This window comes from Thalassobacillus sp. CUG 92003 (genome assembly GCF_013618635.1).
In the GTDB taxonomy this organism is placed as follows: Bacteria; Bacillota; Bacilli; order Bacillales; family Halobacillaceae; genus CUG-92003.
Window position 1 is genome coordinate 529,452 of record NZ_JABLSJ010000001.1, and the last position, 21,067, is coordinate 550,518.

The window sequence follows — 21,067 nt, forward strand, 5'->3', positions numbered from 1 at the left end:
AATGCTAAGTGTCGCCTCGATTGAACTGCTTTTTTAACGCTTTGATTATTTTTATAGTAAATCCAGAACTTCTTCTTCGGTGAGACTGTTCAGCATGGCTTCCCCAGGCTGGATGATTTGGTCGACAAGGTCGCGCTTCTGCTGCTGCAGTTTATGGATACGCTCTTCGATGGTACCTTCACTGATCATCCGAATCACCTGCACAACTTTTTCCTGGCCGATCCGATGGGCCCGGCCAGCTGCCTGTTCTTCGATCGCCGGGTTCCACCATAGATCATATAAAATGACCGTGTCCGCACCGGTTAGATTCAATCCTGTTCCACCGGCTTTCAGGGAGATGAAGAAGGCATCGCGTTCCCCTTGATTGAACTGCTCGACCATATCGACCCGGGAATTGGATGGCGTCCCACCGTCCAGGTAAAAGCCGGTCATGCCGATCTTAGACAACTCTTGATAGAGCATGGTGAGCATGGTAGAGAACTGGGAAAAGATGAGCACACGATGGCCGCCCGCTTTCAATTCCAATGCCAGCTCTTTCAACTGTTCAAGCTTACCTGACTGCCCTTCATAGTTTTCCAGGAAGAGCCCGGGATGACAGCAAATTTGCCGCAGACGGGTGAGGCCGGCGAGTATTTCCAACTTCCCTCGCTGGAAACCTTTCGTGGCAATCGTTTCCGCAATCTCCGCCTGAATTTTTTCCAAATACGCAAGATACACTTCTTTTTGATCACGCGTCAGTTGGGAATACTGCGTTGTTTCAATTTTGTCCGGCAGTTCCGTTAACACATCTTGTTTCATGCGCCGTAAAATGAAGGGCCGGGTCATGCGTGCAATTTTCTCCGGCTTTAAATTGAGAAATTGTTTCTTGTTTTTGTAAAAGCCGGGCATGATGGTACGGAAAATCGACCACAATTCACTGATGGAATTCTCTATGGGTGTGCCGCTTAAGGCAAAACGATGCTGGGCTTTAATGGCACGTGAAGCCTGTGCCGTTTTAGTCGTGTCATTTTTGATGGCTTGGGCTTCGTCAAGAAAGACAGCGTGATAGGAACGTGAGAGATAAGTGTGATGGTCTTGACGCAGCAACGGATAGGACGTGATATGAACATCATTCGTCTCCTCCTGCGTGATCAAAGCCTGACGCTTTTCAGGTTCCCCTGTAATGACACTGACAGAAAGGTCGGGTGCGAATTTTTCTATTTCTTTTTTCCAGTTATAAACGAGTGAGGCAGGCGCAATAATCAAAGCAGGCTGCTCGAGCTTGCCTTCTTCTTTTTCCGATAACAGAAAAGCGATGCTCTGCAAGGTTTTACCCAGCCCCATATCGTCAGCCAGGATGCCGCCCAGCTCGTAGTATGCCAGCATTTTCATCCAGCGGAAGCCTGTGAGCTGATAATCGCGTAAGTCAGCTTGCAATCGATCAGGGAGTTCGGCGGTCATCGTGTTCGGTGTTTGCAGCCGTTCAATCAATTCATGATAGCGCGGGTCGCGTTCGTCGCTGCTCGTTTGTAACGTTTCTTCAACTTGCATGCCGCGCGCCTTGGCTACTTGCAAACTTCCATCCTGAATATCGTCTGCTGAGACATCCAACTCATCGATCAATTCACGGAAACGATCGAGAGAAGGCGATTCCAATGAGAGGACGGCCCCATCAGAGAGCCGATAATATTTCTTCTTCTCCACCACAGCTTGCATCACATGATGGACATCTTCGTTCGTAATGCCGTCCATGGCAAACTGGATATCGAGCCAGTTCCCTTCAGAAGACAGGCTGACCGAAGGGGTAAGCTCCGCCTTCTGTGAAGTGATCATGTGTTTGACGGCCGACGAAAGATAAATATCAGCATACGATTGCAACAGGGGAATCGTTTCCATTACAAACTGTGTAATTTTCGCTTCATCATCCAAATAAACAGCTTCCCCATCAAATTTAAAGTCGGCATCTTCAATTTGCTGCATGATCCATTGCTCGGTTTCAGCATCGCGTTGGATCGACACGTCCGAGGAACGCTCTTTATTTTGGAACGGTCTTAAAACGTGATCGCCGTACTGGAAGTAAAGATCGGCTGTCAAAGCCAACCCCGCAAAATCGAGTTTGATCCCAGCCTGCAAGGTATGGTGGACGATGGATTCCCGTGCACTCTCAGCATATTGAATCGTAGCGATCTGCTCAAGTTCCGGCAGCACGTACGTCAGTACATCTTCCATGTCACGCTGGTTAATCGGGTGGTTGGCATTGGATCGATAAGGCAGCAAAGAAAGCAGGGTATCAAATGTATCGAGCTGATCTGCCCCAATCTGATAAAAATGCCCATTATCGTAGAGAAGGGAGTACGCCTTCAAATAGTGATAGTTTTTGATGGTGGACATATTCAATTGGTATTGACGGCTTCTTTCTTTTGAAACATAAAACGTCATCCCTGGAATTTCCTGATGCAGGAACGGTCCCGGCCATTCACCTTCCCGGTCCATGATGCTGCAGGCTCGATCTGATAAAGCGGCCAACAGTTGGTTCGCATAGAAAGGCGGAATGAGCAATGTCCGTGTTTCTTTAGCTTCCTGAACAGATTGTGATTCATAGAACTGTTCTTGCTCTAAAATGTCAGATAAGAGCTGGACGATTTTCCCGTCCTCTTCCGATAGCACGTGTTCAGACGGATCATAGCGAAAACGATTCGTAATCCGGTAAGGGGAGCCTTTTGCCAGATGGGAAATCAGTTCACGGATATTCTTGATGACATATAAGTAGTGTTCGCCCATTTTCACTTCAAGACTTAAGCTGTCATGGCCAAAGACAGAATGGACATGAAGGTAGTACTGGAATTGTAAAGCCTGCTGATTGTGGCTGTCATTTTGTTCGCGTTTGGCACGGAAACCTTCCGTCAGCCGTTTCGAGAAGTCGCGATCAATGATCTGGCTTTTCTTCCGGTTCTCATTCGAGTCGATGGATGGCTGCGCCTGCCCATTTTCGAGCACCGCCCTTTCCCTGATAGCAAGCAAAACAGCTGCAATATGCTTACAACTGTAATAGCTTTCATAAGCCGGACATTCGCACGTGGCCTCTAAATCATCATTCTCAAAAAAGAAGACCCTCACTTCATAATCACGTTTTCCTGTCACGACTGCCCGCCAGGAACGAATCGATTGATTATGGGAGAGGCCGAAAACTTTTCCTTTCTGATAGTACTGCTTTCCTCTTTCGTAGAAAATTGAGCCTGTGATGTTGCGAATATCACTAGCTTGAAGTATATATGATTGCATAAAATCAGCATCCTAACTGAACGTAGTTAGTTCTTATTATAACAGGAGAAGTCATGAGAATTATTCCCTAATCCGAAATTTTTAACGGAAGACGCTAGTAAACATCATATCCCACGCCCTTCTCTCACGGTTTCTTTTTTTTAGTGAGGTAAGCATTCTATTGGAGCGAACGGCAGAAAAAAGGGCATAAGCTCGATTGATTTTATGGAGAGATTATGCTATTTTTCAATAAGTGGAGTTGTTAAATGGAAAAGGCCACTCCTGGGCTGGCGTTACCAGCGTCTGCGTTGGAGGTGGCCTTTTTTCGTGAACACATAAACTCAAATCGGAACAAATGGAGTGGAAAATCATGTGAGTTAGCGTATATCCTGCCAAGCTTATATATTTTATTACCCTACTTGAATGGAGGATATCACGATGAGTATACAAGAAGAAATGGAGAAACGCCGGACGTTTGCGATTATTTCTCACCCGGATGCCGGCAAAACGACGATGACTGAAAAGATGTTGTTATTCGGGAATCTGATTCGTTCAGCTGGCACAGTTAAAGGGAAAAAATCCGGCAAATTTGCGACCTCTGATTGGATGGAAATCGAAAAGCAGCGTGGCATTTCCGTCACATCGAGTGTCATGAATTTTCCTTACCAAGGGTACCAAGTCAATATCCTTGATACACCTGGACACGAAGACTTCAGCGAAGATACGTACCGCACGTTGACAGCCGTCGACAGTGTGGTCATGGTTATTGATGGGAGTAAAGGTATTGAAGCGCAGACCATCAAACTTTTCAAAGTGTGCAAAATGAGAGGCATCCCGATTTTCACATTTATCAACAAGCTTGACCGTGAAGGCCGCGAACCGTTTGAGCTGATGGAAGAAATCGAAGATGTCTTAGATATTGAAACGTATCCGATGACGTGGCCGGCTGGAATGGGGAAACGCTTCCTCGGGGTTTTCGATCGCCATAACGAGCAGTTTGTCCGCTACACGGGTAATGAAGAGGAACATTACATTCTTTATCAGGACCTCGATAAAGATGAGCATCGGGACCTCGTTGAAAACCCGACCTATCAGGAAGCCCAACAGGAAATGGAGCTTGTAGCTGAAGCAGGTGACCAGTTCGATTATGAAAAAGTCATGCGAGGCGATCAAACACCTGTCTTTTTTGGAAGTGCACTCGCCCCATTCGGTGTCGAAACTTTCTTTGATACGTTCATTAATATGGCTCCAAAGCCTGCACCGCGCAAATCGACTCAAGGCATCGTTTCGCCGGATCACGAGGAATTTTCAGGGTTTATCTTTAAGATTCAAGCCAATATGAATCCTCAGCACCGGGACCGGGTAGCTTTCGTACGTGTCTGTTCAGGTAAATTCGAACGAGGCATGAACGTCAGTCTGGCCCGCACCGGCAAAACGTTTAAGCTGTCGCAATCACAACAGTTTGTTGCATCTTCACGCGGCACGGTCGAAGAAGGCTATGCAGGGGACATCATCGGCATCTATGATCCTAACGTTTATCGCATCGGGGATACCCTGGTAACAGGCAAGCAGAATTTTGAATACGATGAGCTCCCGCAATTCCCGCCTGAACTCTTTGTGAAAGTGACCGCTAAGAACGTGATGAAAGCTAAACAGTTCAAAAAAGGCCTGGAGCAGCTCGTCCAGGAAGGCGCTATCCAATTATTCAAACGGTACCGTTTCGAAGACTATATCCTGGGCGCAGTTGGGCAGCTGCAGTTGGAAGTGTTTGAATATCGGATGAAAAATGAATACAATGTCGACGTAGAATTGACACAGCTCGGGGAACGCATCCCACGCTGGCTTAAACCCGAACAATTGGATGAATCGTTATTTGATGAACGCAACATGCTGGCGAAAGATCGGGAAGGCAACCCGCTTGTGTTATTCAAAAACGATTTCTCTCTGCGTTGGTTCATTGATAAACACCCTGACATCGAATTGATTGATTTATTTGAAGTCAATCAGTACGATCAATCGCAATCCTATTAATACATGAAAAAAGACGCTCATACGGGGCGTCTTTTTTCTGTTGAACCAGTTAAACGTTATGGCCTGTAAAGGAAAAAATTCCGTATATTGGATGATTCAAATTAATCGAATATTTGTTCGTGTTTATGTTAAAATGTGAAGATATTGTGGTAAACTAGTGATGTATCTCTTACGAACGGAGGTTGTCGACGTGGAAAATCAGTTTGAATTGGTCTCAGATTATTCCCCGGAAGGTGACCAGCCTCAAGCCATCCGAAAGATTGTCAACGGGCTTGAAAACGGTGAAAAGCATCAAACGTTACTTGGTGCGACCGGAACGGGTAAGACGTTTACGATGTCTAACGTCATACAACAAGTCAATCGCCCCACTTTGATTATTGCTCATAATAAAACGCTGGCCGGTCAGTTATACAGTGAATTTAAAGAGTATTTTCCTCATAATGCAGTCGAGTATTTCGTCAGTTATTATGATTATTATCAACCGGAAGCGTATGTACCGCAAACGGATACCTTTATTGAAAAAGATGCGAATATCAACGATGAAATCGATAAGCTGCGCCACTCGGCAACATCGGCATTGTTTGAACGACGAGACGTCATCATTGTCGCGAGCGTCTCGTGTATATACGGCTTAGGTTCCCCGGAAGAATACCGCAGTCAAGTCTTATCAATCCGAAGTGATATGGAAAAAGACCGTGACGAACTGTTGCGTAATCTCGTCGATATTCAATATGCCCGAAACGATATCGATTTCCAGCGTGGAACGTTTCGCGTAAGAGGCGATTCCGTTGAGATTATCCCGGCATCCCGTGAAGAACACGCCATTCGTGTGGAATTTTTCGGTGATGAGATCGATCGGATTCGGGAAATCGATGTGTTGACCGGCGAGATTGTCGGTGATCGGGAGCACGTGGCTATTTTCCCTGCTTCCCACTTCGTAACGCGTGAAGAAAAGTTGCAAAAAGCGATTAAGAATATTGAGCAGGAGCTCGCTGAACGCCTGAAAGAACTGCGGGAGCAGAATAAATTGCTCGAAGCCCAGCGCCTCGAACAACGCACCAATTATGATTTGGAAATGATGAATGAAATGGGTTTCTGTTCCGGGATCGAGAATTACTCGAGACATTTGACTTTCCGGGAAGAAGGCTCGACGCCTTATACGCTCATGGATTATTTTCCCGATGATTTGTTGATCATGATTGACGAGTCCCACGTTACACTCCCGCAAATCCGCGGCATGTATAACGGGGACCGCGCACGGAAACAGGTGCTGGTGGATCACGGATTTCGCCTGCCTTCAGCGCTTGATAACCGTCCGTTGAAGTTTGAAGAGTTTGAAAAGAACATTAATCAAATCACTTACTTATCGGCTACTCCCGGTCCGTATGAATTAGAGCACACACCAGAGATGGTTGAACAGATCATCCGTCCGACCGGTCTGCTCGACCCCAAAGTTGAGGTGCGGCCGATCCATGGGCAGATTGATGACTTGATTGGGGAAATCAATAAACGAAGAGACCGGAACGAGCGGGTATTGGTTACGACGCTGACAAAGAAGATGTCAGAAGACCTAACCGATTATTTGAAAGAAGTCGGCATCAAAGTAGCCTATTTGCATTCCGAAATCAAGACCCTCGAGCGCATTGAAGTCATTCGCGATTTGCGGCTCGGCAAATATGATTGCATCGTAGGCATTAACTTGCTCCGTGAAGGACTGGATATCCCCGAAGTGTCATTGGTCACCATTCTGGATGCTGACAAGCAAGGATTCCTGCGTTCTGAGCGGTCGCTGGTCCAAACGATCGGACGCGCAGCTCGTAACGAACAGGGAACTGTCATCATGTATGCTGACAAAATCACAGAAGCGATGCGCTATGCCTTAGATGAAACGGAACGGAGAAGAACGAAACAGATCGCTTACAACGAAGAGCACAATATAACTCCCAAGACCATCAGGAAAGAAGTGCGCGCTTCGATCAAGGCGACGACTATCGCTGAAGAGGAGGCGACTTACGATGGTGATAAGAGCATCAAAGACATGTCCAAACAGGAACGGGAACAAATGATAGATAACCTCGAAACCGAAATGAAACAGGCTGCCCGAGACCTTGACTTTGAAAAAGCGGCCGAGCTCCGCGATGTCATTTTGGAACTTAAAGCAGGAGGATGAATGCCATATGGTCAGCAAATCGATCAATATCAAGGGCGCAAGAGCTCATAACCTGAAAAATATAGATGTAGAGGTCCCTAAAAATAAATTAGTTGTCATGACCGGATTGTCTGGGTCCGGGAAATCTTCACTGGCATTCGACACGATTTATGCAGAGGGCCAACGCCGTTATGTGGAGTCATTGTCTGCCTATGCGCGGCAGTTTCTCGGTCAAATGGACAAGCCTGACGTCGATTCCATCGAAGGATTGTCGCCGGCTATTTCCATCGATCAAAAAACCACGAGCCGCAACCCGCGGTCAACTGTGGGAACCGTAACTGAAATTTATGATTACCTCCGCCTGCTGTTTGCCAGAATCGGACGGCCAACGTGCCCCAATCATAATATTGAAATCAGTTCACAAACGGTCCAGCAAATGGTGGATCAGATCATGACGTATCCCGAACGCACGAAGCTGCAAATCCTTTCACCTGTCGTATCAGGTCGAAAAGGCGAGCATGTCAAAGTCTTTGAGCGGCTGCAAAAAGAAGGGTACATCCGCCTTCGCGTGGACGGAGAAATGCGTGAAATTTCCGAGGAAATAAACCTTGAGAAGAATAAAAAGCATTCAATTGAAGTGGTCGTGGACCGGATTGTCGTGAAAGACAGCATCGAAGGTCGTTTGTCGGATTCTCTGGAAACGGCGTTGGAACTTGGCGGCGGTCATGTCCTCGTAGATGTTATGGGTGAAGAAGAATTGATGTTCAGTGAGCATCATGCCTGCCCAATCTGCGGTTTCTCTGTCAGTGAACTTGAACCGAGAAAATTTTCCTTCAATAGCCCGTACGGAGCATGCGATCGCTGTGACGGCCTCGGCACTCAACTGGAGGTTGATTTGGATCTGGTCATTCCTGATTGGACACGAACATTGCGTCAGCACGCGATTGCAGCTTGGGAGCCGGCAAGTTCTCAGTATTACCCCCAGCTCCTGCAGAGTGTTTGCCACCATTTCGGCATTGACATGGACGTGCCTGTTGAACAGCTCCCTGAAGATCAAATGAACCGCGTGCTTTATGGCAGCGGTAAGGAAAAGATCAGATTTCGCTATGAAAATGATTTTGGCCGTGTCCGCGATAACGACATTTATTTTGAAGGGGTCATCCCCAACATTGCACGTCGTTATCGTGAGACCAGTTCGGATTACATCCGGGAGCAAATGGAAAAGTACATGGCTCAGAAGTCATGCCCGAAATGTAAAGGCTACCGGTTGAACAACGAGACGTTAGCGGTGCTTATTAATGGAAAACACATTGCGCACACGACTGATTATTCAGTGACGGAAGCGAATGAATTCTTCAGTTCCTTAGAGTTGACGGAAAAGGAACAAAAGATTGCCAATATGATTTTACGCGAAATAAATGAACGGCTCAGTTTCCTCGAGAACGTCGGTTTGGAGTATTTGACCCTTTCCCGCTCAGCAGGAACGTTATCAGGCGGTGAAGCGCAGCGCATTCGTCTGGCTACGCAGATCGGTTCCGCATTGACAGGCGTTCTGTATGTGCTGGACGAACCGTCGATTGGCCTGCATCAGCGCGATAACTATCGTTTGATTGAAACCTTGAAACGCATGCGTGATCTGGATAACACCCTAATAGTCGTGGAACATGATGAGGATACGATGCTCTCGGCAGATCATCTAATTGATATCGGCCCGGGAGCCGGTGCTCATGGCGGTGAAATCGTGACCCAGGGGACGCCGAAGCAAGTGATGAAAAGCGCTAAATCGTTAACCGGCCAATATTTGTCTGGCAAGAAATTCATTCCCTTGCCGCAAAAACGCCGTCAGCCTGATGGACGTTATTTGGAGATCAAACAGGCGGAAGAAAACAACCTGAAGAAAGTGGACGCCCGCATTCCGCTCGGCATATTTACAGCGATCACCGGTGTGTCCGGATCAGGAAAAAGCACCTTGATCAACGATATATTGTATAAGTCGCTGTCTATGAAATTGCATCACGGCAAGCAAAAACCCGGGAAACACAAGGATATTAAAGGCATTGACCAGCTCGAGAAAGTGATTGATATCGATCAGTCTCCAATTGGGCGGACACCTCGATCCAACCCTGCCACGTATACGGGTGTATTTGATAATATCCGTGATGTGTTTGCGCAAACGAACGAAGCGAAAATCCGCGGCTATAAAAAAGGACGCTTCAGTTTTAACGTGAAAGGCGGTCGCTGTGAAGCCTGCCGTGGTGACGGTATTATCAAAATTGAAATGCATTTCCTTCCTGACGTGTATGTTCCGTGCGAGGTGTGCAACGGCAAGCGCTATAATCGTGAAACATTGGAAGTGAAGTACAAAGGTAAAAATATCTCCGACGTACTTGAAATGACGATTGAAGAGTCTCTCGAGTTTTTCGAAAACATCCCGAAGATTCACCGGAAACTTCAAACAGTTTATGATGTCGGGCTAGGCTATATCAAACTCGGCCAGCCGGCTACCACGCTTTCCGGAGGGGAGGCCCAACGTGTCAAACTTGCGAGTGAATTGCATCGTCGCTCGACCGGCAAGTCGATTTATATTCTTGATGAGCCGACTACAGGCTTGCACGTTGATGATATTTTCCGGCTGCTGCAAGTGCTGCAAAGACTTGTCGATAACGGAGATACCGTCCTGATCATTGAACATGATCTGGATGTGATCAAGGAAGCCGATCATATTATCGATCTTGGTCCAGAAGGCGGCGAAAAAGGCGGGCAAATCATTGCGACAGGTACACCCGAAGAAGTCGGGGAGAATTCCGCATCGTATACGGGTCAGTATCTGAAACCTGTGCTTGAACGTGACCGCGCGCGCATGGAAGAACGGATGGAGCAAAGAGAAAAAGTAGCTCGCTGAGTTGATGTTTTGACGACTTTCGAACGATTCAGTATCGTGAAAGAGGAGAAACATAACAGGAGGTTCCAGTATGCAAGCCATTGAGATAGATAAAGTTCAACCTTTAATTGACGCCTTTGCAGGAAAAGACGTCTATGTACACTTAGAAACAACCAACGGAGCTTATGCGAGCCACTTTAATGAAAATGCGTATAACGTAGGTGCGTTTATCCGTAATGCACACGTGCGCTATCAGCATGGCAAAATCGTAGGAACAGGTGGCTCATTCCGCGTCGGGTTAAAGCTTGATCTCGGTTGGGTCTACGCTGAAGGTGTTACAGACTTTGAAATGGATGATCAAAATCGGCTGTTAATGGCCGGTCACGATGTGGAAGGGCGCTTAATGGTGGCCCTGGAAATTAGTGAAACACCTTTTTCCCATGAAAGCGAGGACGCTTAAAATGCAACGTCATGTCCTCGTCATTTTCCCACACCCTGACGATGAATCCTTTGGTGCATCCGGTACAATCGCCCAGTTCCGGGAACAAGGGGTGCCGGTTACGTATTTGTGTGGAACGTTGGGCGAAATGGGACGTAATATGGGCAATCCCATCTTTGCTAACCGTGAAAATCTATATACCTTCCGCAAGCAAGAATTATTCGAAGCCGCAAAAAAACTAGATATTCAAGTCGAAATGCTCGGTTATCGTGACAAGACGCTTGAATTTGAACCACAAAAAGAAGTGTCAGAGCGTATCCGAAGCTATATTGACACCCTGAAGCCCAACCTTATCATCACCCATTACCCAGGTTACGCTGTACACCCTGATCATAACGCATTGGGAGCGGCTGTCATGGAAGCAGTGAGGACGATGGATTCCAACGAACAGCTGGAGGTTTGGGCCCACGCCATTTCGAACCAGCATGAGGATGAATTAGGACCGCCCGATGTGGTGCATGATGTCACACCTTACTGGGAGCAGAAACTGAATGCGATTGAAACGCATTTATCTCAAGCATCAGGCATGATGAGTTTGCTGAAAGATTCCCAGAAAGATGACACGCAAACAAGCGAACAATTAGAGCGTCTTCGCACAGAACGATATTATCGCTTGTCTATAAAAAAATAGGCACCTATCATGATTGCACTCCATAGAATTTGGAGTGCCTTATTTTTTTCAGGAGGTTTTCAGATCTTCTGTTAGGGAATAAATAAACAGGGAATATAGAAAGGAGCATACATGTATGGATGAAGAACGATTACGCATACTTAAGATGATCGAAGAAGGTGTCATCACGGCATCAGAAGGGGCCGAATTACTTGAAGCCGTCAAAGACAAAGAAAATGCCTCTTCAACAGAAAATAATACCAAGCAAAAATCCAAAAAATACGGCGTCAAAAACTTTGTGAATGATGCATTCGACAAAATCAAAAATGTGGACTTTGATCTTTCGTTCGGAGACTATGTGGAATTTACCCACGTCTCAGAAAGTGAGGACACGTCCTTTCAAGATATGGATATTTCCATTTCAAACGGCAAGTTAGGCATTAAACCGTGGAAAGAGAACGCGGTCAAAGCCGAATATAAGGTGAAAGTCTACCAAACGGACGATGAAGCAGAAGGCCGGGAACGATTTATGATGGACGGTCAATTTCAAATCGAAAACAACGTACTGCGTCTGATCAGTCCGTCCAAAAAAATCAAAACGAACGTGACCTTATACGTTCCCGAAAAAACGTATGATTTTGTGAAAATGAAATTATTCAACGGCTCCGTCAAAACAGAACAATTAGACTTATCGCATCTCTTGATCAAAACATCAAACGGCTCCATCAAAACGGAAAACGTATCAGGCGAAAAATGTACACTGGAAACCTCCAACGGCTCCATTCACGTACTGGAAGGCCAGTTTGATACGTGTGAGGCTGACACCATCAATGGTTCAGTGAAATTGGAAGGAGACTTTGGCAAAGCAGACGCTTCTGCCATAACCGGAAGTGTAACATGTCAATATTCCGGCAAACGAGCGCATACTGGATTCTTCCGCACCACCACCGGAAGCGTAAATATTACCCTGCCTGATGAGGTTAAAATTGATGGGCAGCTAAGAACCAGTATTGGCAGTCTGAAATGTGACCTCGATAACTATAAAATCCTTGAGGATAAAAAAGAAGTCATGAATAAAAAGCTTCACTTTGAAGCATTCGAAATGTATGAACGCCCCTACCACTTAGAAGCGGAAACAAAAACAGGTTCCGTCACCGTTTCTTCAGGAGCAAAGGAGGTTCTGTAATGTCTGAAAAACTCGTCCGGTCAAAATCTGACCGTATGATCTCAGGAGTATTAGGAGGATTCGCTCAATATTTCAATTTTGATGCCACCCTGCTGAGAATCATTTTTGTATTAGTGTGCATACCCGTCTCACCATTGATTCTCGCCTACATCGCTGCCATATTCATCATGCCGAGTGAAGGGAGCTCCTTCTCATGAAGAGTTGGCTGCTCCACATACTCGTGAACGCTGTCGCCATATTTTTGGTCAGTGTTCTGTTTACAGCGGTCACCATCGACGGGTTTGGCTGGGCCCTGGTCGCAGCATTCATCCTGTCCATATTGAATGCCATCGTCCGGCCCATTCTCGTCGTGCTGACACTCCCCATCACCATTATATCGTTGGGACTATTCCTATTCGTCATCAACGCCATTACTCTTCTGTTGACCGACGGATTTCTGGGCAGCGCCTTCGAAATAGATGGCTTCGGCATGGCGATTCTGGCAGCTATCATTATCTCATTACTCAATTTAATACTGAACAGCCTCTTCAAAGACGCCAAACGATGAGGCGCGCATGCTTCTTACTTCATGTAAGAAGCATTTTTTTGATGGTCCGACGTTTATCATCTCTCCGCTCGAAAATATCGTCGTATCGCCAGAATTTATCGTCGCTCCGGGCCGGAATATCGTCGCTTCTCCGCCCGTTATCATCGGTCCTCAAATATCGTCGTATCGCCAGAACTTATCGTCGCTCCGCCCCGGAATATCATCGCACCGCCGGCCGTTATCGTCGGAGCGCCAAATATCGTCGTACCGCCAGAACTTATCGTCACTCCGGCCCGGAATATCATCGCTTCTCCGCCCGTTATCGTCGGTTCGCAAAATATCGTCGTATCGCCAGAATTTATCATCGCTCCGGGCCGTCGTCGCTTCTCCGCCCGTTATCATCGGTCCTCAAATATCGTCGTATCGCCAGAACTTATCGTCGCTCCGCCCCGGAATATCATCGCACCGCCGGCCGTTATCGTCGGAGCGCCAAATATCGTCGTACCGCCAGAACTTGTCGTCACTCCGCCCGGGAATATCATCGCTTCCCCGCCCGTTATCGTCGGTCCGCAAAATATCGTCGTACCGCCAGAACTTATCGTCACTCCGGCCCGGAATATCATCGCACCGCCTGCCGTTATCATCGGATCGCAAAATATCGTCGCTCCCCCGCCTCTTGTCGCAAACTGTACACAAGAAAACATAAAAAACACCAAGAGATTTGGAAAAAATGCTACAATAGGGTACAGTAATTGAGACGATAGTGATTAGGAGGCAGCAACCCATGGCGAAAGTACGCACACAGGATTTATTGGAGCGATTCAACCTTGAACTTGTCGCCGGAGAAGATGGCGTTCATCGTGAAATTCATATGAGTGATATCTCCCGTCCGGGTGTGGAGATGACGGGATATTTTAAGTTTTATCCGAAGGAACGACTGCAGTTGTTAGGCAAGACGGAGCTTTCTTATTATAATGAGTTGAATCAGGAAGAGCGGAAAGATCGCATGGAGCGGTTATGTACGGACGTGACGCCTGGGATTGTGATTACGCGTCAGATGGACATACCTGAGGAGTTGTTAATTGCTTGCCGTGAAGCGGGTGTGCCGCTTATGAGGTCGCCGCATAAGACGACGCGTGTGATTAGTCGTCTGACTAATTTTCTGGAAACGAAGTTCGCGCCTTTTACAGCTATTCATGGTGTGTTGGTTGATATTTATGGAATCGGGGTGCTCATTACGGGCCAGAGTGGGGTCGGTAAAAGTGAAACGGCTTTAGAGCTGGTTAAGCGGGGGCACCGTCTTGTGGCTGATGACAGTGTTGAGATCCGGCAAGAGGATTTTGATACGTTGATCGGAAACAGTCCTCCGTTGATTGAGCATTTGCTTGAGATCCGCGGGCTGGGCATCATTAATGTCATGACGTTATTTGGAGCAGGGGCTGTGCGCAGCTATAAGCGGATAACGTTAGTGATTAATTTGGAATTGTGGGACCAGAAGAAGCAGTATGATCGCCTTGGTCTCGATGAGGATAAGAAGAAAATCATGGACGTGGAATTGCCTCAGGTGACGGTGCCGGTGCGCCCGGGGCGTAACTTGGCTGTCATTATTGAGGTGGCTGCGATGAATTTCCGTTTGAAACGGATGGGTGTGAACGCGGCTGAAGAATTTTCAGAACGTCTTACACAAGTCATTGATCGTGATCAAGCAGAAGAAGATTGATAGGGGGAATTACCTTGACCTGTAGTGCTGATTCATTGGACCGCGTCTTTTTGCAGCTTGGTCCTTTGTCGATTTATTGGTATGGACTCATTATTGCGACGGGAGCTTTTCTTGGGCTTTGGCTAGCGACGCGGGAAGCGGAACGGCTCGGTTTGAAGAAGGATTACATAGTCGATGCTGTCGTGATCGCAATTCCTGTGGCTATTATATGTGCTCGTATTTATTATGTCATTTTTGAATGGGACCGTTATGTTGGCGGGCCCTGGTGGGACGTCTTTGCGATATGGGAAGGCGGAATCGCTATCCATGGCGCCCTGATTGGCTCGGTTGCCACGGCTCTCATTTATACGAAGGTGCGGAACTTGTCCTTCTGGATGCTGATTGATATTGTTGCGCCCAGCTTAATCCTCGGCCAGGCGATTGGTCGCTGGGGGAACTTTATGAACCAGGAAGCGCATGGCGGTCCTGTGTCAGAAGCGTTTTATCAAAATTTCATGCAATATTTGCCCGGTTTTATCAATCAGCAGATGTGCATTGACGGGGTGGTGTATCATCCGACGTTTTTATATGAGTCGCTATGGAACATTCTCGGTTTTGCCCTCTTATTAGTGTTGCGACGCTACAATCCGTTGAGGGGCGAAGTCTTTCTCAGTTATGTGATCTGGTATTCGGTCGGTCGCTTCTTTATCGAAGGGATGCGCACGGACAGCTTGTATCTGTTCGGTGAAATTCGGACCGCTCAATTCATCTCCGTTGTGTTAGTTGTGATCGCCGTCGTATTAATCGCGTACCGGCGCAAAACGGGCAAGGCGGATAAACGATACAATGGTAAAGCTGTCAAGTCCAAGTAGAAGGAGGGATACGCGTGATTGGGATTTTACAACGCGGAGGTCGAAAAGGTCTTGAAGTTACGTGGACACTAGGTAAAGTGATTTTCCCAATCACGTTGCTTGTCACCATCTTGAAATATACCCCTGTGCTTCCGTGGGTGATGGAATGGCTGACGCCGCTGATGAAGTGGATCGGATTATCCGGGGAGGCCGCTGTGCCGCTCGTGCTCGGGAATTTTCTAAATTTGTATGCAGGCATTGCAGCGATTATTTCGTTCGACTTTACGGTCAAGGAAGTGTTTATTCTTGCTGTGATGCTGTCGTTTTCCCATAATTTGATCATTGAATCGACGGTGGCTTCGAAAGTAGGGGTCAACTGGTGGCTCGTCATCGGCACCCGGCTTTTGCTGGCTTTAACTGCGGCATTCATGATTAATGTGTTTTGGGACGGCGGACAGTCCATGGCACAATACGGCTGGAGTCCGGAGCAGGCAGCTGCCCCGGAAGGCTGGATGGAGATTGTGTTTCATGGCTTAAAGACCGCTTTCATGGGGATCGTTCAACTGGCATTGATCGTCATTCCGTTGATGGTGTTCAATCAGTACCTTCGTGAAAAAGGCTGGCTTGATAGGTTTTCCTCATGGGTAGCGCCTGCAACACTATTTCTCGGGATGAAACGTAATACGTCCATGACCCTTGTTGCAGGGTTGACCGTAGGGCTTGCTTACGGGGCTGGTTTGATGATTCAAGCGATGCAAGAAGACGGGGTAACTAAAAAGGACATGTATTTGGCCATGATTTTTTTGGTATCCTGCCATGCGGTCGTTGAAGACACGCTCATTTTTATTCCACTCGGCATTCCGATCTGGCCGCTGCTTGCGATCCGGTTAGCGACAGCGATTCTCTTAACGGCCGGCGTCGGGTATGTGTGGAATCGACTACAACAAGAAAGAAAGGAACCTATCCATGAGCATACGTACGATCCTCTTTGATTTAGATGGAACATTGATTGATACAAATGAATTGATTATCGCATCATTTCGCCACACGCTTGACCAATTTAGTGATCGAACCTATTCCCGGGAAGAGATCCTGTCGTTTATCGGGCCGCCATTGCGGGACAGTTTACAAAGAGTTGATCCTGATAAAGTAGAGGAAATGGTTAAGGTTTACCGAGAGCATAATCACGCGCATCATGCCCACTATGTGAAAGCCTACGAGGGCGTTGTGGAAACGATTCAATACTTAAAGGCCAAAGGCTATCAGCTCGGAATCGTGACGACGAAAATGCGGCAGTCCGTTCATATGGGGCTCGAGTTGACGGGATTGGACGGTTTATTTGATGTCATCATTGCCCTGGATGATGTGGTACATGCTAAACCTGACCCTGAACCAATTGAGAAGGCTATGGATGCATTACATGCGAACGCGTATGAAACGATGATGGTTGGAGATAATACGCACGATATTGAGGCAGGTCAACGTGCAGGCGTGAAAACAGTGGGCGTCGCTTGGACAGTGAAGGGGCGGAACGTGCTGGATGAGCTGAATCCGGATTACATGCTGGAGCAGATGAGTCAGATTATTGACGTAATTGAGGGGTGAATCGATGCGGAATACAGAGCGTTATCCTGTTAAAGGATCAAATTCACTATGGCATATTTACCGAACGGTCCCGTTTTGGAAAGTCGTGAAAAATTTCCTCGTTATTCAGGCCGCTCGCTACACCCCTGTGCTTAAACTGAAAAATTGGCTATACCGTACGTTTCTCAGAATGAAGGTGGGGGAAGAAACGGCATTTGCGCTGATGGTCATGCTCGACATCATGTTCCCAGAGCGGATCAGTGTTGGTAAAAACAGCGTGATTGGTTATAATACCACGATTCTTGCCCATGAATACTTAATTCATGAATACCGGCTGGGGGACGTCATCATCGGGAATGAAGTCATGATTGGAGCCAACACTACAATTTTACCTGGCGTGACCATCGGCGACGGAGCGGTGGTATCGGCCGGCACGTTAGTCAATAAAGATGTGGAGGCCGGCACTTTCGTCGGGGGAAATCCCATGAGAGTCATCTACACGCAAGAAGAACTGAGGGCAAGACTCAAGTGACAATCGGCGGCCATTTCTTCAAGAAAGGAGACCGAGGTTCATGGGGAGCATTGACCAATCTATATTGCCAGCTGTGAAAAACATGAAAGATTTTGATAAGCTGCTCGAGAGTTCAACAGACATCATCGTGGTGCTGGATACACGAATCTCTCACTTAAAAAGTCTCGTTAACTATGGCCATAAAGCAAAAAAGCGGGTCTTTTTACACGCAGACATGATTCAAGGGCTGAAAACCGATGATTACGGCATGGAATTTTTAGGACAGCACGTCAAACCGGATGGAGTGATTTCCACCCGTACGAATGTGATCCAGCTGGCTAAGTCCTATAAGATGACTGCGATTCAGCGCATGTTTTTAATTGATAGTCACGCGATCGACTATAATTTGAAATTGATAGCCAGAACGAAACCAGATTATGTGGAATTGCTGCCGGGGGTTTTGCCCAATATGATTGAGGAGCTGGGAAATCAAATTGACGTTCCGATCATAGCGGGGGGATTGATCCGGACCGAAGAAGAGCGGGAAGCTGCGCTGGCAGCAGGTGCTTGTTCGGTTTCCACCTCGCGAACAGACTTGTGGGATTTTTAAAATGATGCAACATATCTTGACAGCGTTTTCATTCTTTAGTAAAGTAAATAGCACAAGTTAAGTAAAGTGACGGAGACGAGGAGATCCACACGTTTCAGATTTCAGAAGTTTATTTTCTGGAATCGAAGGCGTGTGGATTTTTTATGTTTCCAGAAGGTTAGTCAATGGATACTTAATCAAGGAGGGACTGCGGTGACGGAGTTTGTGGGAGAAATAATCGGCACCATGATTTTAGTCATTTTAGGTGGCGGTGTGGTAGCTGGAAATGTTTTAAGTAAGACGAAGTCGGCCGGCACAGGATGGCTGTTGATTAGCATAGCCTGGGGTTTAGGTGTGGCCATGGGGGTTTACGCTGTGGGGAATATCAGCGGGGGCCATATCAATCCGGCCGTCACATTGGGCTTTGCTGCGATTGGGGACTTTCCGTGGGATAAAGTGCCGATCTATATTTTAGGTCAAATGATTGGCGCCTTCAGTGGTGCTGTCATCGTCTTTTTTCATTATTTGCCTCATTGGAAGGAAACCGAAGACCCCGGCCTCAAGCTGGCAGTGTTTTCAACTGACCCAGCCATTCATAGCCCGATAGCGAACTTAGTCAGTGAAATCATCGGCACGTTCGTCCTTGTCATGGGCTTATTGTTTATTGGCGCTAACGAATTTACCGAAGGGTTGAATCCGTTGATCGTCGGCCTTCTGATTGTGGCCATCGGCGCGTCGCTGGGTGGAACAACCGGGTATGCGATTAATCCAGCGCGTGATCTCGGCCCGCGTCTTGCACACCTCATCCTGCCTATTCCCGGCAAGGGTGGATCAAATTGGGGGTACGCCTGGGTTCCTGTAGTTGGCCCGATCATTGGCGGTGTTTATGGCGCATTGTTTTATCAGGCGTTCTTTGAGGGAAATAGGAGTGTAGGTTTTTACTTCATGACGATAGTCGTAATACTGATTCTATTTGCCGCTGCTCAAATTGAATTGAAAAAAGCGGAACATACGTATCAATCTAATCGGAGGGGATCCTTATGGAAACGTACATCTTATCGCTAGACCAGGGGACGACAAGCTCACGTGCTATTCTGTTTAACCATGATGGAGAAATCGTCGAAACTGCCCAGAAAGAGTTTGAACAGTATTTTGATAAACCAGGCTGGGTGGAACATGATGCGAATGAAATTTGGACGTCTGTGTTAGCGTGTATCGCCGATGTCCTGAGGCGAGCTGATATTGAACCGGATCAGGTAGCCGGAATCGGCATCACCAACCAACGTGAAACGACCGTCATCTGGGATAAAAACACCGGCAAGCCGATTTATCGCGCCGTCGTTTGGCAGTCACGCCAAACACAATCCATTTGTAATGAGCTGCGAGAGCAAGGACTAAATGATACATTTCGTGAGAAAACCGGTTTGTTGCTTGACCCTTATTTCTCCGGCACAAAAGTGAAGTGGATGTTGGACAATGTGGAAGGAGCGAGGGAAAAAGCTGATAATGGTGAGTTATTGTTCGGTACCATCGATTCCTGGCTCATCTATAAGCTTTCCGGTGGAAAAGCCCATGTCACCGATTATTCCAACGCATCCCGGACATTGATGTATAACATCCACGAGTTGAAATGGGACGAAAAATTACTTGATATATTAGGGGTGCCTGCCAGCATGCTCCCGGAAGTGAAGCCTTCATCAGAGGTGTATGCGCATACAGTTGATTACCACTTCTTTGGCAAAGAGGTTCCGATCGCAGGAGCCGCAGGGGATCAGCAGGCGGCCTTATTTGGACAGGCATGCTTTGAAAAAGGACTGGCCAAAAACACATACGGAACGGGCTGCTTTATGTTAATGAATACAGGTGAGCAAGCTGTGCACTCAAACAATGGCCTGTTAACGACCCTGGCCTGGGGTGTTGATGGCAAGGTGGAATACGCGCTAGAAGGCAGTATATTTGTGGCGGGCTCCGCGATTCAATGGCTGCGCGATGGATTGAAAATAATTGAATCATCGCCGCAGAGTGAGGAACTGGCCGCGCGCGTTGCTTCGACGGATGGTGTGTATGTCGTGCCTGCCTTCGTAGGCCTTGGTACTCCTTATTGGGATAGCGAAGCGCGAGGAGCGGTCTTTGGATTGACGCGTGGGACAAAGCAAGAACATCTTGTCCGAGCGACGCTTGAATCCCTTGCTTACCAGACAAAAGACGTGGTCGATGCCATGACCGAAGATTCAGGAATTGAGTTGAAAAAACTACGTGTCGACGGTGGAGCTGTGCAGAATGACTTGCTGATGCAGTTTCAAGGCGATATTCTGGACGTTGAAGTTGAACGGCCTAAAGTCAATGAAACGACAGCGCTAGGTTCTGCCTATCTGGCTGGACTGGCGATCGGTTTTTGGGATAATAAAGAAGAAATCGCCCAGCAATGGCAGATCGGCAAAAACTTTCAACCAAATATGGAACAGCAATCCCGGGAAGAGCTTTATCATGGCTGGCAAAAAGCCGTTGAAGCTGCCCGTGTGTTCAAACCATAAGGAAGGTTTTGCGATTTTCGGACTTCATGATATACTGAACGTAAGTTAATTTATTCGGTTGGAGATGATGGAGAGACCACGCCCCCCTTTTTGTATGAGGCAAAAAGGATGGTTTGTGGTCTCTTTTTTATGGGCGCCCCACATGAAAAAATGGGTATAAGGGTATAGACATACAGA

Annotated in this window: 19 protein-coding genes; 16 read left to right on the forward strand and 3 right to left on the reverse strand. The window is 47.2% G+C overall.

The genetic code is table 11. The features are described 5' to 3' along the window. Nucleotides 1-51 precede the first annotated feature (51 nt). A complete protein-coding gene (locus tag HOP45_RS02445) occupies nt 52-3,261 on the reverse strand; it encodes a DEAD/DEAH box helicase (protein ID WP_181347301.1) in 3,210 nt (1,069 codons plus the stop codon). A 417-nt stretch (nt 3,262-3,678) separates the two neighbouring features. Between HOP45_RS02445 and HOP45_RS02450 the strand changes: the two genes are divergently transcribed. The 8 genes from HOP45_RS02450 (at nt 3,679) to HOP45_RS02485 (ending at nt 13,143) form a co-directional block, all read left to right on the forward strand. Continuing rightward, entirely contained in the window at nt 3,679-5,271 is a 1,593-nt protein-coding gene (locus tag HOP45_RS02450; RefSeq protein WP_181347302.1) for a peptide chain release factor 3, read from the forward strand. Between the two features lie 190 nt (nt 5,272-5,461). Next, a complete protein-coding gene (uvrB, locus tag HOP45_RS02455; RefSeq protein ID WP_181347303.1) occupies nt 5,462-7,441 on the forward strand; it encodes an excinuclease ABC subunit UvrB in 1,980 nt (659 codons plus the stop codon). Between the two features lie 7 nt (nt 7,442-7,448). Continuing rightward, nucleotides 7,449-10,322, forward strand: coding sequence for an excinuclease ABC subunit UvrA (uvrA, locus tag HOP45_RS02460; protein ID WP_181347304.1), 2,874 nt, complete (start codon nt 7,449-7,451; stop codon nt 10,320-10,322). 70 nt (nt 10,323-10,392) lie between these two features. Further along, the gene (locus HOP45_RS02465) at nt 10,393-10,761 is read left to right on the forward strand and encodes a YojF family protein (protein WP_181347305.1); all 369 of its coding nucleotides are present in this window, start codon (nt 10,393-10,395) and stop codon (nt 10,759-10,761) included. Between the two features lies 1 nt (nt 10,762). Further along, nucleotides 10,763-11,431, forward strand: a complete 669-nt coding sequence (bshB2, locus tag HOP45_RS02470) for a bacillithiol biosynthesis deacetylase BshB2 (RefSeq protein WP_181347306.1) — start codon at nt 10,763-10,765, stop codon at nt 11,429-11,431. Between the two features lie 115 nt (nt 11,432-11,546). Then, nucleotides 11,547-12,596 carry a DUF4097 family beta strand repeat-containing protein gene (locus HOP45_RS02475; RefSeq protein WP_181347307.1) on the forward strand — a complete coding sequence of 350 codons (1,050 nt, stop codon included), beginning with the start codon at nt 11,547-11,549 and terminating at the stop codon, nt 12,594-12,596. Continuing rightward, complete coding sequence (locus HOP45_RS02480; protein ID WP_181347308.1) at nt 12,596-12,793, forward strand: PspC domain-containing protein; 198 nt, start codon at nt 12,596-12,598, stop codon at nt 12,791-12,793. Before HOP45_RS02475 ends, HOP45_RS02480 begins: the two co-directional genes overlap by 1 nt. Next, a complete protein-coding gene (locus tag HOP45_RS02485) occupies nt 12,790-13,143 on the forward strand; it encodes a phage holin family protein (RefSeq protein ID WP_181347309.1) in 354 nt (117 codons plus the stop codon). The genes HOP45_RS02480 and HOP45_RS02485 overlap by 4 nt, the downstream gene beginning before the upstream one ends. 140 nt (nt 13,144-13,283) lie before the next feature. On the opposite strand, the gene HOP45_RS02490 is transcribed toward HOP45_RS02485, so the two are convergent. Beyond that, nucleotides 13,284-13,487 (reverse strand): hypothetical protein, encoded by a 204-nt coding sequence (locus HOP45_RS02490; RefSeq protein WP_181347310.1) that lies wholly within the window; start codon nt 13,485-13,487, stop codon nt 13,284-13,286. Nucleotides 13,488-13,520: 33 nt separating this feature from the next. After that, nucleotides 13,521-13,826, reverse strand: a complete 306-nt coding sequence (locus HOP45_RS02495; RefSeq protein ID WP_181347311.1) for a hypothetical protein — start codon at nt 13,824-13,826, stop codon at nt 13,521-13,523. An 80-nt stretch (nt 13,827-13,906) separates the two neighbouring features. Between HOP45_RS02495 and hprK the strand changes: the two genes are divergently transcribed. The 8 genes from hprK (at nt 13,907) to glpK (ending at nt 20,890) form a co-directional block, all read left to right on the forward strand. Next, on the forward strand, nt 13,907-14,842 hold the full coding sequence (hprK, locus tag HOP45_RS02500; protein WP_181347312.1) for an HPr(Ser) kinase/phosphatase: 936 nt from the start codon (nt 13,907-13,909) through the stop codon (nt 14,840-14,842). A 14-nt stretch (nt 14,843-14,856) separates the two neighbouring features. After that, complete coding sequence (lgt, locus tag HOP45_RS02505; protein WP_181347313.1) at nt 14,857-15,693, forward strand: prolipoprotein diacylglyceryl transferase; 837 nt, start codon at nt 14,857-14,859, stop codon at nt 15,691-15,693. Nucleotides 15,694-15,707: 14 nt separating this feature from the next. Next, entirely contained in the window at nt 15,708-16,664 is a 957-nt protein-coding gene (locus tag HOP45_RS02510; RefSeq protein ID WP_181347314.1) for a nucleoside recognition domain-containing protein, read from the forward strand. After that, a complete protein-coding gene (ppaX, locus tag HOP45_RS02515) occupies nt 16,639-17,277 on the forward strand; it encodes a pyrophosphatase PpaX (protein ID WP_181347315.1) in 639 nt (212 codons plus the stop codon). The genes HOP45_RS02510 and ppaX overlap by 26 nt, the downstream gene beginning before the upstream one ends. Nucleotides 17,278-17,281: 4 nt before the next feature. Then, nucleotides 17,282-17,788 (forward strand): acyltransferase, encoded by a 507-nt coding sequence (locus tag HOP45_RS02520; RefSeq protein WP_181347316.1) that lies wholly within the window; start codon nt 17,282-17,284, stop codon nt 17,786-17,788. A 40-nt stretch (nt 17,789-17,828) separates the two neighbouring features. Further along, nucleotides 17,829-18,377, forward strand: coding sequence for a glycerol-3-phosphate responsive antiterminator (locus HOP45_RS02525; protein ID WP_181347317.1), 549 nt, complete (start codon nt 17,829-17,831; stop codon nt 18,375-18,377). Between the two features lie 192 nt (nt 18,378-18,569). Continuing rightward, entirely contained in the window at nt 18,570-19,421 is an 852-nt protein-coding gene (locus tag HOP45_RS02530; RefSeq protein WP_181347318.1) for an MIP/aquaporin family protein, read from the forward strand. Continuing rightward, nucleotides 19,397-20,890, forward strand: coding sequence for a glycerol kinase GlpK (gene glpK / locus HOP45_RS02535; protein WP_181347319.1), 1,494 nt, complete (start codon nt 19,397-19,399; stop codon nt 20,888-20,890). The genes HOP45_RS02530 and glpK overlap by 25 nt, the downstream gene beginning before the upstream one ends. Nucleotides 20,891-21,067: the final 177 nt, after the last annotated feature.

Coding starts and splice junctions, on each gene's coding strand:
- HOP45_RS02520 (WP_181347316.1), top strand. CDS start 17,282: ATGCGGAATACAGAGCGTTATCCTGTTAAAGGATCAAATTCACTATGG.
- HOP45_RS02525 (WP_181347317.1), top strand. CDS start 17,829: ATGGGGAGCATTGACCAATCTATATTGCCAGCTGTGAAAAACATGAAA.
- HOP45_RS02475 (WP_181347307.1), top strand. CDS start 11,547: ATGGATGAAGAACGATTACGCATACTTAAGATGATCGAAGAAGGTGTC.
- HOP45_RS02465 (WP_181347305.1), top strand. CDS start 10,393: ATGCAAGCCATTGAGATAGATAAAGTTCAACCTTTAATTGACGCCTTT.
- glpK (WP_181347319.1), top strand. CDS start 19,397: ATGGAAACGTACATCTTATCGCTAGACCAGGGGACGACAAGCTCACGT.
- HOP45_RS02485 (WP_181347309.1), top strand. CDS start 12,790: ATGAAGAGTTGGCTGCTCCACATACTCGTGAACGCTGTCGCCATATTT.
- bshB2 (WP_181347306.1), top strand. CDS start 10,763: ATGCAACGTCATGTCCTCGTCATTTTCCCACACCCTGACGATGAATCC.
- HOP45_RS02495 (WP_181347311.1), bottom strand. CDS start 13,826: ATGTTTTCTTGTGTACAGTTTGCGACAAGAGGCGGGGGAGCGACGATA.
- HOP45_RS02445 (WP_181347301.1), bottom strand. CDS start 3,261: ATGCAATCATATATACTTCAAGCTAGTGATATTCGCAACATCACAGGC.
- hprK (WP_181347312.1), top strand. CDS start 13,907: ATGGCGAAAGTACGCACACAGGATTTATTGGAGCGATTCAACCTTGAA.
- ppaX (WP_181347315.1), top strand. CDS start 16,639: ATGAGCATACGTACGATCCTCTTTGATTTAGATGGAACATTGATTGAT.
- uvrA (WP_181347304.1), top strand. CDS start 7,449: ATGGTCAGCAAATCGATCAATATCAAGGGCGCAAGAGCTCATAACCTG.
- HOP45_RS02450 (WP_181347302.1), top strand. CDS start 3,679: ATGAGTATACAAGAAGAAATGGAGAAACGCCGGACGTTTGCGATTATT.
- HOP45_RS02480 (WP_181347308.1), top strand. CDS start 12,596: ATGTCTGAAAAACTCGTCCGGTCAAAATCTGACCGTATGATCTCAGGA.
- HOP45_RS02490 (WP_181347310.1), bottom strand. CDS start 13,487: ATGATAAATTCTGGCGATACGACGATATTTTGCGAACCGACGATAACG.